Origin of the sequence: Paenibacillus polysaccharolyticus (assembly GCF_023714295.1) — a bacterium.
GTDB lineage: Bacteria > Bacillota > Bacilli > Paenibacillales > Paenibacillaceae > Paenibacillus > Paenibacillus polysaccharolyticus_A.
On sequence record NZ_JAMAUN010000001.1, the window covers coordinates 234089 to 249400 of the forward strand.

Below are 15312 nucleotides of genomic sequence, written 5' to 3' on the forward strand. Positions count from 1 at the left end.
CGCCACCTACTTTTCCGACAGCCATTGTTTTAGTTCGGCAATGTCTTCTTCTGAAAGCTTATCCCCGTCATACATGGCTGAAACGAGATTTTTAACTGAGCCTTGATAGAGGCCATCGAGTACTGTTTTGGTCTTTTGAAGCTTGTAGTCTTCTGGCAGCAATAGAGGTTCATAATAGTTGGTTCGACCCTGTCTCGTGACAGTGAGCGCTCCTTTATCCACAAGTCTGGATAGGAACGTCGAAATCGTCTGTGCCTTCCATGCTTTTCCCTTTTCCTTAAACAGGTCTAACAGTTCGGAAGAAGTGACTGGAGGAGTACAAGACCAGATCACCTCCATTAGTTCTAGCTCGGTTTCGGACCATTTTTGAGTTTGGTGCACCACAAAAGCACTCCTTTACATCGTTATGCGTCCATAACGACAATTTTATTACTACACTACGTAGTACATTAAAACTACTACAAGATGTAGTATATAGTCAAGTAGGGTGTGTGAGGTCCTCGTTTCTTTCTCTATGTCTCCAGAGGATTCTTCTTCTGTATCCCAAAAATTCAACGAGAAAAAGCGTGTTATACTATAGGTCAACAATAGATGACCGAAACAGGAGTGAATGATCATTACAGCATATCAATTACCCGCTCTGAAGGAGCAGAACATGATCTCAATGAACGAGTTACAAGACATTATACGCATGCTCGCCCATGCGCCTTTACTGTATGATGATGGCCAGCATATTCAGGTTCAGGATTATCTAGAGGGTCTTGAGATAGGGCTAACGGTTGATAATCGTCGTGCCGTGATAGAACTATACGAACTGGGAGTCAAGGCTTGCCGCCGATTCACGGATGTACTTGCTTATGAGCAACTGCAGGACGTGCTTGGTCTGCAGGCTGAGTTGTGGCAGGAAGGTGTGCTTACACTGCAAGACTGGATGAATTGGCTAAAAGAAATTGGCGAAGGGCGGCGAACTTTGCCTAAGTATGATTTTGCATCCATATTGGGTGAACTCCCCGAAGGGTATATGATTCATGATTTTCATGACGAACTACAGGTTCGACTCGAGCAGGATGCTGCGAATGCTTGGGCCAATGAAGAGCGAAGTCGTTTATATACAGCGATTGGCGTGCAAGAAGTAGTCTGAGCGGAAGGTTCGACTGTGGAACTTTTCATATGTCGATGGACGTTTACCCACACGGAAATGGAAGCAATATCAAACGAAACGGTTCGCTAGGTTGTTTAGTCTGATATAAATGCACTGCATAGATGGTTCGATCCATCTGCGGAAATGAGGGATACCGTGAAAAAGGTTGTACTTGCTGGTGGAACGGGATTTGTTGGTCAGGATTTTGCACCCCGATTTAAAAAGCTCGGATACGATGTGCTGGTCATCTCACGCCAGTCGGGACACATCGCCTGGGAAGATCGAACAGCCATCATTGAAGCACTTGAAGGCGCGGAGATGCTGATAAATCTGGCTGGTAAATCGGTGAATTGCCGTTATACAGACGAGAATCGTAAAATCATTATGGATTCCAGAACAGAAACCACGCACATTCTAGGTGAAGCAGTATTATCATGTGTGCATCCGCCTGAATTGTGGATTAACTCCAGTACAGCAACCATTTATAGACATGCGGAAGATCGCCCAATGACGGAACAAGATGGAGAGATCGGCTCGGGTTTCTCTGTGGAGGTTGCCAAGGCTTGGGAACAGGCATTCTTCGGATTCAAGCTGCCCTCTACACGTCAAATAGCATTACGGATTGCGATTGTGCTTGGGGAAGGCGGGGTAATGGAACCGCTGGCGAATCTGGTGCGATTTGGCCTGGGTGGACCCCAGGGGGCAGGCACCCAAAAATTTAGCTGGATTCATATGGAGGATCTGTTCCGCATGGTGAGATTTGCACAGGAGCGTCCGGAGCTGGAAGGTGTCTATAATGCTTCATCTCCACGTCCAGTAACTAATCGGGAACTCATGGCCAGCCTTAGGAAGCAGCTGGGGGCACGTATTGGACTTCCGGCCCCGCGCTGGATGCTGGAACTTGGAGCCATATTTATCCGCACGGAAACGGAGCTGGTACTCAAAAGCCGCTGGGTTATTCCTGATCGTATGGAAAAGGCAGGTTTCACATTTGCTTATGCTTCGCTGGATGCGGCACTTGCTGATCTCTTGAAGCCAAATTAATGGGTAGCAGGCAGCCAAACCCAGGTGTCCACCTCTCTAGACTGTGAACAACAAGTTCAGAAATCGTTAATATGTGAATGGGAGGGCAGAGTAATCTGCCCTTCTGTCCATTTAGATAACGATATAGGTCTAGGTTCATCACGAGGCTGCTTAAAAATGTTTTGAATAGGGTCCATTATTCAGTAGTAGGTATATTCGTTTAATGGGTAATATCACGAAATTTACATAACACGCATGAGCGGGAAGAGGTTGGGCATATGCAGCTTAGAAGAGTAAGAATCACAGGTACAGGGAAATACCTGCCTCAGATGAAAGTGACGGATGAAGAGTTGGATGAGCGATTACATGTACCCGCAGGGTGGGTCAGCAAAGCGACAGGTGTCGGTTATCGATATTATGCTTCGAAGGAGGAAACTTCCTCTTATATGGGTGCAAGAGCAGCAGAAGAGGCTCTGGCCGATGCGGGGCTGTCTTTTGACGAGATCGATTGTTTGGTATGTACGAGCGGAACGAAAGAACAACCGTTACCAAGCACAGCCGTCTTTATCCAGCAGGCCATGGGACAGGAAGCCTCAGGTGTACCTGCTTTTGATATGGATGCGACCTGTCTGAGTTTTCTGAATGGACTCGACGTCATCTCTTATATGGTGGACGCTGGACGTTATCAGCGTGTATTACTTGTAGCCACCGAGATTGCTTCAGCAGGATTAAACTGGAAAGATCCCGAAAGTGCTGCTTTGTTTGGTGACGGAGCGGCTGCAGTCATTATTGAGCGAGCATCAGAGGAATCCGGGTCACAGATCGTTCATGCATCTCTGCGAACCTATAGCCGAGGGGCGCGGTTTTCGGAGATTGCTGGCGGAGGCACACGGCAGCATGCGGCTCTGTATGATGTGGCTCATCCAGATCCTTTTCTCTTTCATATGGACGGACAAGCGATTTTTCGCATGGCGTCGAAGCTGTTACCCGGGTTTATGGATGAGATGCTCAACTCTTCCGGTAATCAAATGGAGGATTTCTCTCTAGTCATTCCTCATCAGGGTAGTGCAATGGCGATGCGTTTAATTCGCAAGAAGCTTGGGATTCCGGCAGAACGGTTCATGGATATTACACGAGGTCATGGTAATACGATTGCGGCCTCCATTCCGATGGGATTGCATGAGGCGATTCGTCAGCAACGGATAGAGCGTGGTGATCGAGTATTGATGATCGGGACGGCGGCTGGTCTGTCTTTGGGAGGACTCATCTTTGACTACTAGAGTTGCACAACGTGACCAACGTGGGTATCGAGGACAAACGGGTCAATCGTACAGAGTACTTCTTACCGGAGGAAGGGCTCCGGTTACGCTGGATTTGGCACGTATGTTACACCGGTCGGGTCACCTTGTATTTATTGCGGAGAGTATGGAATATCATCTGTGCAGAAGATCTAGTGCGGTGCAGCAATGCGTGCTTGTTCCATCGCCACGTCATCATACGCAGGAGTACCTGTTAGCTCTGGAACACTGGGTTAAGATATGGCAGATCGATGTGTTGATTCCGATGTGTGAAGAAGTATTTTATGTGGCTGGTGGGGCTGAACGCTTAAGGCAGCATTGTCGTGTTCTTGTTTCCAGTTTGGAGCAGCTACATGTCCTGCATCATAAGTATGACTTTAATAGGCTCGCCAAATCTATGGGGCTTTCTGCTCCTGATACACATTTGATTCAAACTCCGCAGGAGTGGATGGAAATGCAGCATGCTTTAAAGGGAGAGTGGGTCTGGAAACCGGTCTATTCCCGTTTTGCTGCCAAAGTGCGGATACCGAGACTCGGGCGATCCAATATCGACATGCATAAGGATGAGAATAACAATAACAATGCCAACCGGAGAACGGAAGGACTACCTGAATCGCATATTTCCGCTTCTCAGAAGCTGCATGCTCTGCATCACGATCCACCGGGTGAAGATACGTTGTCTCCTGCCTCACCTTGGGTGGCGCAGCGGTACATTCATGGACGAGGACTGTGCACCTACAGTGTAGTACATGAAGGGCATATAGTCGCGCATGCCGCCTACGACAACCGATATCGCACGGGGAGCGTAGGCGCGAGTGTTTTTTTTGAACAGGTGCAACACGAGGGCATGCGTGCGTGGGTAGAACGCTTCGTGGCCAAGACGGGCTTCAGCGGACAGATTGGATTTGATTTTATCGAAGACGTGACGGGTCAAGTGTATGCGATTGAGTGTAACCCGAGGGCAACCAGTGGCATTCATCTATTTCATCCTGGTAACGACTTGGTGCGTGCATTGCTTGAACCTGAAGTGGTACTTAGCGAAGGAATCGAAGTGACACCGCGGTTAGGTGATGATAAGGCGATGTTAGCACTGCCCATGCTGGGAAGTGGTATCCGGCAGATTCGAGGTAGCAGAGGTAGCCTGCGAGCATGGGGAGCCGCTAGGAAGGGTGCCAGGGATGTCGTGTACATGCGTCAGGATCGGCGGCCCTTTGTTGAACAATTTGCGGTTGTACTTGCTGCCTGGCGTCTTGCACGTTCACAGCAGATTACGCTGACGGAAGCATTGACTCATGACATAGAATGGAACGGTGAACAACGATGAAGAGAGCATTAGTGACCGGGGCTACAGGTTGTCTGGGTAGACATCTGGCGATAAGGCTTGCAGCAGAAGGCTGGGAAGTGACAGGCATGGGGCGACAGCAAGAGATAGGCAGTGTGCTTGAAGCGGCTGGAGTTCGCTTTATCAGGGGAGATATTCGGGATGTCCAGGTTGTAGATGCAGCGTGTACAAGTCAGGATATCGTGTTCCACTGTGCGGCCTTATCCTCACCTTGGGGGAAATATCAGGATTTCTACAGCAGTAATGTGCAGGGAACGCAAAATCTGATTGATCACTCTCTACGCCATCAGGTGCAGCGGTTCGTGCATGTTTCCACGCCGAGTATTTATTTTAACTACATACCGCGTTATGAAGTTCATGAACATGACCTGCTGCCGGCTAAACCGGCCAATCATTATGCGGCTACCAAACGTATGGCTGAGGACATTGTGTTGGAGGCACATCGTAACGGATTGTCATCGATTATGATTCGCCCGCGAGCCATTTTTGGCCCGTATGACCAAACGCTTTTCCCGCGGATTGTTGCAGCGAATGCCAAGCGGGGAGTACCGATGATTGAAGGTGGACAGGCGCTGATTGATCTGACGTGCGTAGATAATGTGGTGGATGCGCTGTTATTATGCAGTGATGCTTCTGTTGATGTGCTTGGGAGAGCCTACAATATTTCAAACGCAGACCCGAGACCATTTGCAGAGTTGGTCGGGAGTCTTTTTGACATGTTAGACATGCCGCTGCGGCGTCTGAATATTCCTTATCGAGTGGCCTATGGAGTGGCCAGTGTGCTGGAAGGTGTGCATCGATTCATCCCTGCTCTGGGAGAGCCGTTACTGACCAGATACACCGTTGGATCTTTGGGTGTGCCGCAAACGTTGGATATTACCGATGCTACGGCGCAGCTAGGATATGTACCGCGGGTGTCCATCGAAGCGGGATTGCAACAATTTGCAGATTGGTGGAGGAGTGAATGATGTTAACAACGAAGCCGGTAAAATTATATTTAGGCGCAGCGGGTTACTGTACTCATCCAGAGTTCCTTACGTTACGGGGAGGAAGCTTCCGGCCGGTTCGTTTTCCGGCAGGCTTCGCTTGTATTCTCCATCCCGATCATGGCCCAATACTACTGGACACGGGGTACAGTTCCCGTTTTTTTGAAGAGACCGCTCGACTTCCGAACGCATTATATCGTCATATCACGCCCGTTGTATTTCGGGAAGAAGACAGTGCCGTTCGTTTTCTGAAGCAGATCGGGCTGGTGCCGTCAGATGTCCGTTATGTTATTCTTTCGCATTTCCACGGGGATCACATTGCAGGTGCCAAGGACTTCCCGGAGGCTCGGTTTATTTATTTGCCGAGAGCCTATGATTCGGTTCGTTCTCTCGGTTCGATTGCGGCGGTGAAGGCCGGTTTTCTGGCCGGACTGCTACCTGACGATTTTATACAGCGGTCACTGCCCGTGAACGACCCTGCCAAGCGATGGGCGGACATGAGTGAGACTACAGGCGTGAAAACCCCATCAGGGTTTCCTTGGGAAGAGGTGTACGATCTTTTTGGTGATGGCAGCCTGCTTGGCGTGGAAGTATCGGGTCATGCAGAAGGTATGATGGGCTTATTGCTACGGACAGAGCAACATGATTATTTTTTATGTGCAGATGCAGTATGGTCGAGCCGGGCTTTCCGTGAACAGCGCAGACCTCATGCACTGGCAGGCATTATTATGTCAGATCGGCAGGAGTACAGACAGAACTTTGACAAGCTGGTTCACCTGCATCAACAGTTCCCTGGGCTTCGCATCGTGCCAAGTCATTGCCAAGAGGCGCTGAGCGCTTGGGGCACAGAAGGGACGGAACGATGAGCAATCCTGTTCGTATCGTTACTCATTATGCACTTGCCCGCGGCTTGCGCAGATGGCGTACCAGGGCACAGCTTGAACTTTGGCAGGAACGCCGAATCATTCGTCATGTGGAGCGGCTTCGGGCACAGTCTCCGTTTTACCAAAAGTGGTGGGGAGACCTGAACGCATCCGACTGGAAACAGTTCCCGCAGATCGATAAAACAGTAATGATGCAGCATTTCGATACGCTGAACACGGTAGGTATTACGAAGGAAGAGGCCCTGATCCTCGCTGGCGAAAGTGAGGATACCCGTAACTTCAAGCAATCCTCCATTCAAGGCGTCACGGTAGGGTTATCTTCGGGCACATCGGGTAATCGAGGCATTTTTCTGGTAAGTGATCGGGAGCAGGACGCGTGGACGGGCACCGTGCTGGCCAAACTGCTACCAGGCGGATTATGGAAACCCGCGAAGATCGCTTTCTTCCTGCGGGCGAATAGCAACCTGTACGAATCGGTCAAGCGTGGCAAGCTTCAATTCCAATATTTTGACCTGCTGGAGCGTGTGGATGTCCTGATTGAACGTATGAAAGAATACCAGCCTACGGTGTGGGTGGCTCCTCCTTCCATGCTTCGTATACTGGCTGATGCTTATCAGCAAGGACGTCTAACACATGTGCCTCAGAAAATTATTTCCGTAGCCGAGGCGCTTGACCCTCTGGATCGTAAGGTGCTGGAGCATGTCTTCGGTCAGACGGTTCATCAAGTGTACCAGTGTACAGAAGGCTTTTTGGGAGCGACGTGTGAGCACGGAACCATACATCTGAATGAAGACATTGTGTATATTGAAAAAGAGTACATTGATCCTGCAACCCGGCGGTTCGTGCCTGTGATCACGGACTTTTCCCGAACGTCGCAGCCGATTATCCGGTATCGGCTGAATGATATTTTAACCGAGGCGGCAGCGCCGTGCGCCTGTGGTTCGTTGTTCACTGCCATCGAGCGGATTGAAGGCCGCTGTGATGATACGCTGTATTTTTCGCATACCTATGAGGAGAAAGCTGTTTCGGTTTTTCCGGATTTTATCAGTCGTGCGGTCATTGCGGCTTCGCCGGACATTCAGCATTACCGCGTGGTGCAACGTGGCAGTGGGCTACTGGAGGTGTCGATTCGGGTTAGCGAGGGAGCCGACCAGGAGCAGTCTCAGGCTGCTGTGTTGCAAGAGTTGGTGAAATTGGCAGGTCGGCTGCAATGTATGTTGCCAGAGGTACAATTTGTGCCGTATACGTTTGAAGCAGGAGTAACGAAGCTGCGGCGGGTAGAGAGACGGTTGGATTAATTGAGGTTTATATAGTTGAAAATGAATCGAACGATCTTGAAAGTAGGTGATAAAGTGACCGTGTGGGCTTATAAAATAGGAGAGGATTCGCCGAACCCTGTGGATGGCAGGGCTCCATCAGAAGCAGAACAAACAACGGAATTCATCAAAACAACTCATACAAATGGCACCAAGTCAGGAGAGCCGGGGGATCAATGCCTTGTAGCCCTGATTACAGGCACTTCCAGCGGTTTTGGAATGCTGACTGCCATCACTCTTGCCAAGCAAGGGTATCGTGTTATGGCTACAATGCGTGATCTAAGTCGCAAGGGAGAACTTGCGAATCGTGCCGAGGAAGCAGGAGTGACCGAGCGGATTCATTATGTACAGCTTGATGTGACAGATTCGGAATCTGTGCATACCGCTGTGGATACGGTGCTTCAGCGATATGGACAAATCGATGTGCTGGTGAATAATGCGGGTTTTGCTGTAGGCGGATTTATTGAGGAAGTGTCGATGGAGGACTGGCGACGCCAGATGGAAACGAACCTGTTCGGGCTTATCGCGGTGACGCGAGCGGTTCTGCCTGTCATGCGTCAACAGAAACGCGGGCTGATTGTTAATCTTTCGAGTGTAAGCGGCCTATCCGGTTTTCCGGGATATGCCCCATACGCTGCCTCAAAATTTGCTGTGGAAGGATTCACAGAAAGTCTGCGCCATGAGATGTCTTCATTTGGAATGCGGGTCGTATTGGTGGAGCCAGGAGCCTATCGCACGCCCATCTGGAACAAAGGTCTCGGTGAGATTCACCGGAGTGAGGACTCAGCTTATAAACATAAGCTGGATGCGGTTCTGCGTTATTCGAAACATGCCAGTGAGACTGCTCCTGATCCGCAAGAGGTCGCTGATCTGATCGGACGTATTGCGCGCATGCGTGCACCAAAATTGCGCTATGCACTGGGCAAAGGTTCACGGGTTCTTATTATTGCAAAGGCGTTGTTGCCGTGGAAATGGCTGGAGTGGCTGATTGCCCGTGGTCTGCAATAGTGGGGAATAAGTGATTATACGACCATACATGAAGCAGAATCATCATCTTTTCCAAGTGGAAATGGAGGTCTGATCAATGTTTGAAGTGATTGTCATTGCGTTGCTCATGATCATTACAGGACTACTCCTGCATATCAACAGCAAACTCCCGGCCCGTGACCGGGTTCAGGAAGCGATGGGACGTGACCGTGATCGGCGCGACAGCCAGAACCAGAGCCGAGATCGGTAGGCGAAGCAGAAAGGATAAACTGAATAAGGGTGTTCCAGAGTAAGAAAGTGATTGTATTATGATTGACCTGATATTTCTTGACATGTAAGGAGTGGATGAGGGATGAGTTCAGATGCTTTCAAAGAAAGGTATATGCTACGTAATATTCAACGGGACGAATCGGATCTGTACTGGCCTCTGCGGCTTGAAGCGCTACGGACGCATCCCGAAGCCTTTGGCGCTTCATACGAGTTGTCCAGCCAGTTATCCATCAGTGAGGTGAAAGAGCGAATACATAATGAGCCTGATGATTACATTCTTGGTGCATTCACACCTGATGGCATGCTTGCGGGCATGATGGGTTTCAAAAGAGAATATGGTCTAAAGCTCAGGCACAAAGGATTCATCTGGGGTGTCTATGTATCACCAGCTCATCGGGGGAATGGACTGGCTTCCCAGTTGTTATCCGAGGTTCTGGAACGGGGGGGACATCTGGAGAATATCAAGCAGATTAATCTAAGTGTTGTGACTACAAATGTTTCGGCAAAACGACTGTATGAGCGGCACGGGTTTGAAACCTACGGCATCGAACGCAATGCGCTAGAAGTGGGCGGCCAAGGGTATGATGAAGCGCACATGACGTATTTTTACAACAGAAGTGTAGATAAAAACATCTAATTTATAGGCAAGAGGAGGAATTCTATGACCGATCGGGTTGTTCATGAAATAGATGGTGTATCATTTATGTTAAAAGAAAAACATGCCTTCGATTGGCTGACTCCGCTGGGTACTGTCTTCTGTGTATTTGATCAGCAGGACTCCGGCAATATTTCATTCGGTTTGGTGCAGGAGGATGGTCAAAAGCAATTTGTGAAGTATGCGGGGGCACGTACTGTTCAGGCCAATGATATGGCAGACCCGGAGGAAGCAATACGTCATTTGCAGTCTTCCGTCTTGATCTATGAAGATCTGGCACACGATAGTCTGATTCGGTTAATAGACCATTTTGCGACTGACAACGGTTACGCTTGTGTGTTCGATTGGGTGGAGGGAGAGTGTCTGCATTCGCACTGGTCTTTCCCGCCTCCAGCCAAGTACGAAGATCCACGCTCACCTTATGTTCAGTTCAGACAACTTCCGGTACAGAGGCGAATTCAAGCCATGGAGCGCATTCTGGACTTTCATATTGAAGCGGAGCGCAAAGGGTATGTGGCTGTAGACTTCTACGATGGCAGTTTGATTTATGATTTTGCAGCGGAAGAGATTCACATCTGTGATATTGATCTATATCGTGCAGGTGCATTCACGAATACGATGGGACGGATGTGGGGTTCATCCCGCTTTATGTCTCCGGAGGAATTTGAAACTTGGTGCGTCAATAGATGCTGTCACGAATGTGTTTAACATGGGCGCTATGGCCTTTGCACTGCTTGGGGGAGAACTTGATCGCTCCCAGAAACGCTGGGATGCCGGAGAAGCACTATATGAAGTTGCCCTTCGTGCGGTAAATCCGGATCGGTTCCAGCGATTCACTTCTGTGGCGGATTTGGGCTTGGCTTGGAAAGAGGTTATGTACAAGTGAAGTAAAAGTAGATTCGTAACCATGTATAAAAACCCGTATAATGGAAAATGACAAGGAGGCTTGATGGAAGATGTGCCGATATGCCATGTCTGGACCGTATAAAGAAATATATGCATGCTTTAACTGCCGTAAGTCTTATAAACAAGTATCGCCGTATGATCTAAGTAAGGAAACCGCAGCGCGACTTGAACATAAATGTCCACAATGTGCGGAGGTTATGGTGAATATGGGGCATGATTTTCAAGCACCCAAGCAAACGGATATCAAACAGTGGACCAAAGTCATGACGTTATATCAGAATGGTGTTACTTATCATAACTGTGGATGCGGAGCCGGATATCGTCCAACTGAACTGCGAGAAGTTCCCGAATTTTTGGAGCAGCAGGCTGCTGGCCGGAGAAGTGAAGGAGAAAAGTTACTTCATCGTTGGATGGAATAGGAGAGCAAATCGTATGATTCGTACTTTCATACAAAAAGACCTAGAATATGTCATTGAAGCGCATATCCGTATTTATCGGGACGAGTATAATTATGATGACAGCTTTGCGGCATGTATTACCTTTGCAGTGAAGCAAGGACAGAATTTGCGCCAGGAGATAGAGCGATGAAAACAGAACCTGTCTATGCCGAAAATACCATTGTTGGCGTTTGGTTTCAGGGCGTGTGGCGCTGGTACGTCACCGAACGGGAGTATTGGTTTTTAAATATAGAGATGGAAGAACGGTTTGGTATCGATGTATTGAATGAGGAGACGGCGGCTGTGTTCTTACAAGCCATTCAGGAGGAGCAGGTAAGCGCGGCTGAACTGAGGAGTGCGCTTCATCATTTTCGTGAAGCCCATCTTGTCGGTGATGAATGGCTGAAGTATGTGCCGTCCTTTCTTGTCGATTTCGATAAGCGGCTATTCTTCTCGATGTTCCCGGAGCCTGCCTCCTTTGAGCATTACATGCCGGATGGCTGGATCGGGAGTTACAAGGAGTTTTTGGAGAGGGTACCAGAGAAGGAACGATACTGGATGGTACAAGGAAATTCTCTATTCGAAGAAAACCTTCTATAGTGGGGGGCTGTAATGAAACATAGATGGCTTATGACGAGCTTATTCTCCTTATGCACAGCGCTAGCCTTATCTGCATGTACTGTTACAGCGGATAACCTTTCCGCAGAAGAAACGATTAAACAAAGTTTGAATACGATGGTCAACGAGCCTGTTCTGGCTGCCAGCAGTAACCCGAATGATTATATTGCAGGCCATCGGGACGTATATGAAGCTATTCTACAAACGGGATCAGAAGGTCTGAATTTCTTGTTAAATCAACTTGGTTCCAGCCCGGATAATGGTTTGAAAGAGTGGATCATGGCTCGGGCCAGTGCTGAATTATTGGGAGAAGATAATCCAGTGCAAGACTGGAACAGTGGTAAAGACTGGTTGAGGCAATATAACATGATCGCAGCAGATCAATCCGACTAAGATAACCTTCACCTCCAGTCAGCATGAGCAGTACATTTACGGTCCGCAGAACCGAAAGAATACGTTATAGAGGTGACATCTTTGACGAAAAAGATTGCTTTTTTTGATTCAGGCATCGGTGGATTAACGGTACTGCATACCGCTTTGCAGCAGTTTCCGGAAGAATCCTATTTATATTATGCAGATACATTACATGTCCCTTATGGAACCAAGCCGGCGGACGAGGTTCGTCGTTATATTTTTGCTTGCGTGGAGGCGATTGTACGGGAACAAGTAGATGCAATCGTGATTGCGTGTAATACGGCAACCAGCTTAGCGGTGAATGATCTGCGTTCCATGTATGACATTCCTATTATCGGTATGGAACCGGCGGTCAAACCGGCCGTCGAGATGAATAGGGACAACGGCAAGCGCGTGCTAGTGTTTGCTACGGCTTTGACACTGAGTCAAACGAAGTATAACGAATTGGTCTCTCGTGTGGATGATGAGCATCGGGTCGATTCCCTTGCGCTGCCTGAATTGGTGGAGTGGTGTGAGCAGCTGGAGTTTGATCCGGTCAAAATAACAGCATACTTCCGCTCCAAGCTAGCAGGCCTGGACCTGGAACAATACGGTACCGTGGTGATGGGCTGTACGCATTACCCGTTCTATACAGCTATTCTGCGCAAGGTGTTACCAGATCATATTCGGATTGTTGATGGTAGCGTGGGTACGGTAAGTCATTTGAGTCAAAGACTTGAACTTGGTGCACAGCAGCAAGCTGGAAACACGGGGCGGGTGCAGGCAGGGAATGTGTCCTTTTTCAGTTCATCGGGTCGAACGGAAGATCATAATAAGATGCGTGCAGCACTTCAATATCTAAGCGACAACGTACTGTAGACTAGACTATGGGAGGTGTCAGTAATGGAGTCGATTTACCTGATACGTCACGCAAAAGCCGAAGGACAGGAGCCATACGCAAGTCTGACGGATGAGGGATGCAGTCAGGCTGAAAAATTGGCAGATGTATTGTCTGGTCATGGAATCTCTTATATCGTATCCAGTCCATGGAAAAGAGCGGTACAGACTGTAATGCCTTTGGGTGCAGCGATAGAGCAGCACATTCATACCGATGAGCGCTTGCAGGAAAGAGTGCTGAGTACAAGGGATCTGCCAGACTGGATGGATGTGCTTAAACGTACATATGAGGATGAAGATTGGGCAGCAGAGGGCGGAGAATCTTCCAGAGTCGCAGCTGCCAGAGCTTTGGCGCTGCTGAAGGAATGTTGGCGCAGACCGGAGCGTCATGGAGCTGTTGTTACGCATGGCAACCTGTTGTCCCTAATCATTCGTTATTATGATCCATCCTTTGGTTATGCGGAGTGGGCCAAGCTTTCGAATCCTGATGTATATGTTCTAAAACGGGAGCAGGAGTCTACGAGTGAAGAGGAATATGAGGAGGGGAAACAACCTGCCATTTCCAGACTGTGGCTGGATTGAACAAAAAAGAGCATCCCGGCATCGCATGTTCATTCAGCCAGGACACTCCATATATTTGTTACGCGTTTGTTTTTCTTAAAGAGCTGCGAACAGCAATGTTATCCAGCCGGCAAGGAAGGCTACACCACCTATGGGTGTGACGGCTCCCCACTTGCGAACACCTGTAACACTCAATGTATAGAGACTTCCTGAGAACAGGATGATTCCGGCAAACAAGAGCCATCCCGAGGTCACAACAAGGGATGTAGAGGTTAATCTGTCTGCGAACAGTCCAAGCAGGATGATGCCGAGTCCGTGAGCAATATGATACTGGACACCGGTCTCATAGATTTTGATCATGTCAGCGGATAACTTGCGTTTGAGCGCATGTGCCCCGAAGGCACCGAGTGCAACGGCCAGAAACATCATAATGCTGCCGAGAACCACGAGGGTTTGCATGTTATTTTCTCTCCTTTTAATCAGGTTACAACTTGCGCAATTGAATCTGCTGAATGGAGTGATCGGCTTCTTTTTTCAGAATTAACCGTGCACGTCCTTTGGTTGGTAAAATGTTTTCATGCAGATTTTTCGCGTTAATGTCCTGCCAGATCTGATTGGCTGTCTCAATGGTTTCCTCTTCGTTAATATTGGCGAACCGCTGATGGAAGAAGGAATCCTTGTTCTGAAAAGCGGTTTGACGGAGCAACTTGAAACGTTCGACGTACCAGTGACGAATGTGTTCTTCCTCTGCATCAATGTAGATGGAGAAGTCAAAGAAATCACTTACAAGTAATGGAGTCTCCCGCTTCACTTGTAATACGTTGATGCCTTCAATAATCAGAATATCCGGCTGGCAGATCGTTTTCTCTTCCCCCTGGATTACGTCGTAGGCCAGATGTGAATAAACCGGTGCTTGTACCTCAGGCTTGCCTGATTTTACATCGCCCATAAACTTAATGAGTGATTTAATATCATAACTTTCAGGAAAACCTTTACGGTTCATGATGCCTTTTTCTTGCAACACCGCATTGGGATATAAAAAGCCGTCCGTGGTGACCAGATCAACCTTGGGTTTGTTTTTGCCTCTGGCAAGCAACGCCTGGAGCAAGCGGGCTGCTGTGCTTTTTCCCACGGCAACACTGCCCCCGATCCCGATAATATAGGGGGTATGAAGCGTTTCTTTTTTCATAAAAGAGGCCGTTAGGCGATCAAGCTCTCTCGATGCTCTTGCATATAGGTCAATGAAGTGGGTTAGGGGCAAATAAACATCCTCAACTTCCTGAATGGATACTTCTTCGTTCAGGCCCTTTAATTGTTCCAGTTCAGCTTCCGTCAGCGGAAGAGTGACCTGATGTTCTTTGAGTCCGGCCCATTCTTTGCGGTTAAACTCGATGTAAGGTGAGTATAAATTCATGAGATCCCGCTTTCTGTATGTAATGTAATCGAAGACACAATCATTAGTGTACCAAATTTCAGCGAACTGACAACACCTTTACATGCTCTGTTTAATCCGAAACGTTATAAATAAGGGATAAGACAGCTTAACTGTAGGGTGGAAGGCAGCTTATAAGAAAGTGTAACCCAAATTATGTTAAAGT

At 48.4% G+C, this 15312-nt stretch carries 19 protein-coding genes and 1 pseudogene; 17 read left to right on the plus strand and 3 right to left on the minus strand.

Going from position 1 to position 15312, the window contains the following annotated elements:
* Positions 1 to 6: 6 nt before the first annotated feature.
* A complete protein-coding gene (locus M3629_RS01210) occupies positions 7 to 381 on the minus strand; it encodes a BlaI/MecI/CopY family transcriptional regulator (protein ID WP_251502582.1) in 375 nt (124 codons plus the stop codon).
* A gap of 229 nt (positions 382 to 610) precedes the next feature.
* Between M3629_RS01210 and M3629_RS01215 the strand changes: the two genes are divergently transcribed.
* The 17 genes and pseudogenes from M3629_RS01215 (at position 611) to M3629_RS01295 (ending at position 13735) form a co-directional block, all read left to right on the plus strand.
* Positions 611 to 1141 (plus strand): hypothetical protein, encoded by a 531-nt coding sequence (locus tag M3629_RS01215; protein WP_251502583.1) that lies wholly within the window; start codon positions 611 to 613, stop codon positions 1139 to 1141.
* 156 nt (positions 1142 to 1297) lie between these two features.
* On the plus strand, positions 1298 to 2185 hold the full coding sequence (locus M3629_RS01220; protein ID WP_251502584.1) for a TIGR01777 family oxidoreductase: 888 nt from the start codon (positions 1298 to 1300) through the stop codon (positions 2183 to 2185).
* Between the two features lie 257 nt (positions 2186 to 2442).
* Positions 2443 to 3444, plus strand: coding sequence for a beta-ketoacyl-ACP synthase III (locus M3629_RS01225; protein ID WP_251502585.1), 1002 nt, complete (start codon positions 2443 to 2445; stop codon positions 3442 to 3444).
* Positions 3434 to 4786 carry an ATP-grasp domain-containing protein gene (locus tag M3629_RS01230; RefSeq protein ID WP_251502587.1) on the plus strand — a complete coding sequence of 451 codons (1353 nt, stop codon included), beginning with the start codon at positions 3434 to 3436 and terminating at the stop codon, positions 4784 to 4786. Before M3629_RS01225 ends, M3629_RS01230 begins: the two co-directional genes overlap by 11 nt.
* A complete protein-coding gene (locus M3629_RS01235; protein ID WP_251502589.1) occupies positions 4783 to 5772 on the plus strand; it encodes an NAD-dependent epimerase/dehydratase family protein in 990 nt (329 codons plus the stop codon). Before M3629_RS01230 ends, M3629_RS01235 begins: the two co-directional genes overlap by 4 nt.
* On the plus strand, positions 5769 to 6656 hold the full coding sequence (locus M3629_RS01240) for an MBL fold metallo-hydrolase (RefSeq protein WP_353056713.1): 888 nt from the start codon (positions 5769 to 5771) through the stop codon (positions 6654 to 6656). Before M3629_RS01235 ends, M3629_RS01240 begins: the two co-directional genes overlap by 4 nt.
* Entirely contained in the window at positions 6653 to 7972 is a 1320-nt protein-coding gene (locus M3629_RS01245) for a F390 synthetase-related protein (protein WP_251502590.1), read from the plus strand. The genes M3629_RS01240 and M3629_RS01245 overlap by 4 nt, the downstream gene beginning before the upstream one ends.
* A 15-nt stretch (positions 7973 to 7987) precedes the next feature.
* On the plus strand, positions 7988 to 8998 hold the full coding sequence (locus tag M3629_RS01250; RefSeq protein ID WP_285887984.1) for an SDR family oxidoreductase: 1011 nt from the start codon (positions 7988 to 7990) through the stop codon (positions 8996 to 8998).
* 76 nt (positions 8999 to 9074) lie between these two features.
* Positions 9075 to 9227, plus strand: coding sequence for a hypothetical protein (locus M3629_RS01255; RefSeq protein WP_167375768.1), 153 nt, complete (start codon positions 9075 to 9077; stop codon positions 9225 to 9227).
* A 102-nt stretch (positions 9228 to 9329) separates the two neighbouring features.
* Positions 9330 to 9884 carry a GNAT family N-acetyltransferase gene (locus M3629_RS01260; protein ID WP_251502591.1) on the plus strand — a complete coding sequence of 185 codons (555 nt, stop codon included), beginning with the start codon at positions 9330 to 9332 and terminating at the stop codon, positions 9882 to 9884.
* Positions 9885 to 9908: 24 nt separating this feature from the next.
* Positions 9909 to 10788 (plus strand): annotated as a pseudogene (locus M3629_RS01265) (serine/threonine protein kinase).
* Positions 10789 to 10858: 70 nt separating this feature from the next.
* Complete coding sequence (locus M3629_RS01270) at positions 10859 to 11227, plus strand: hypothetical protein (RefSeq protein WP_090922141.1); 369 nt, start codon at positions 10859 to 10861, stop codon at positions 11225 to 11227.
* Positions 11228 to 11240: 13 nt separating this feature from the next.
* Positions 11241 to 11396: a hypothetical protein gene (locus M3629_RS01275; protein WP_186811663.1), complete on the plus strand. Its 156-nt coding sequence runs from the start codon at positions 11241 to 11243 to the stop codon at positions 11394 to 11396.
* The gene (locus tag M3629_RS01280; RefSeq protein ID WP_154886949.1) at positions 11393 to 11845 is read left to right on the plus strand and encodes a hypothetical protein; all 453 of its coding nucleotides are present in this window, start codon (positions 11393 to 11395) and stop codon (positions 11843 to 11845) included. Before M3629_RS01275 ends, M3629_RS01280 begins: the two co-directional genes overlap by 4 nt.
* A gap of 12 nt (positions 11846 to 11857) precedes the next feature.
* Positions 11858 to 12256 carry a hypothetical protein gene (locus M3629_RS01285; RefSeq protein WP_154886947.1) on the plus strand — a complete coding sequence of 133 codons (399 nt, stop codon included), beginning with the start codon at positions 11858 to 11860 and terminating at the stop codon, positions 12254 to 12256.
* Between the two features lie 81 nt (positions 12257 to 12337).
* Positions 12338 to 13135: a glutamate racemase gene (gene murI / locus M3629_RS01290; RefSeq protein WP_154886945.1), complete on the plus strand. Its 798-nt coding sequence runs from the start codon at positions 12338 to 12340 to the stop codon at positions 13133 to 13135.
* 24 nt (positions 13136 to 13159) lie between these two features.
* Entirely contained in the window at positions 13160 to 13735 is a 576-nt protein-coding gene (locus tag M3629_RS01295) for a histidine phosphatase family protein (RefSeq protein ID WP_154886943.1), read from the plus strand.
* Positions 13736 to 13810: 75 nt separating this feature from the next.
* Here the strand turns inward: M3629_RS01295 and M3629_RS01300 are convergent, their stop codons facing one another.
* Both M3629_RS01300 and coaA read right to left on the minus strand, forming a co-directional pair.
* Positions 13811 to 14173 carry a DUF423 domain-containing protein gene (locus tag M3629_RS01300; RefSeq protein WP_090922151.1) on the minus strand — a complete coding sequence of 121 codons (363 nt, stop codon included), beginning with the start codon at positions 14171 to 14173 and terminating at the stop codon, positions 13811 to 13813.
* 25 nt (positions 14174 to 14198) lie between these two features.
* Positions 14199 to 15128, minus strand: a complete 930-nt coding sequence (coaA, locus tag M3629_RS01305) for a type I pantothenate kinase (RefSeq protein ID WP_090922153.1) — start codon at positions 15126 to 15128, stop codon at positions 14199 to 14201.
* Between the last annotated feature and the right edge of the window lie 184 nt (positions 15129 to 15312).